The organism is Pseudomonas sp. FG35, from assembly GCF_057809295.1.
Map to the genome: position 1 here is coordinate 1 of NZ_JBMDJR010000040.1, position 380 is coordinate 380.

Annotated in this window: 3 tRNA genes; all 3 read right to left on the reverse strand. The window is 49.2% G+C overall.

What is annotated here, in order from left to right:
- Window position 1 precedes the first annotated feature (1 nt).
- Window positions 2–78, reverse strand: a tRNA-Arg gene (locus tag ACODTD_RS28805).
- A gap of 72 nt (window positions 79–150) precedes the next feature.
- Window positions 151–227 (reverse strand) — tRNA-Arg (locus tag ACODTD_RS28810).
- A gap of 72 nt (window positions 228–299) precedes the next feature.
- Window positions 300–376 (reverse strand) — tRNA-Arg (locus ACODTD_RS28815).
- Between the last annotated feature and the right edge of the window lie 4 nt (window positions 377–380).

Genomic DNA, 380 nt, shown 5'->3' on the forward strand with positions numbered 1-380 from the left:
ATGGTGCACTCGACAGGATTCGAACCTGTGACCGCTCGGTTCGTAGCCGAGTACTCTATCCAGCTGAGCTACGAGTGCAATTTGTGTTTTTAGACCAGACCACAACTGGCTGTAACCAAGTCATCTGCATTACTGCAACTAACTCTTAAATGGTGCACTCGACAGGATTCGAACCTGTGACCGCTCGGTTCGTAGCCGAGTACTCTATCCAGCTGAGCTACGAGTGCATTTTGTGTTTTTAGACCAGATCACAACTGGTTGAAGCCGAGTCATCTACATCGCTGCAATTGACTCTTAAATGGTGCACTCGACAGGATTCGAACCTGTGACCGCTCGGTTCGTAGCCGAGTACTCTATCCAGCTGAGCTACGAGTGCATTT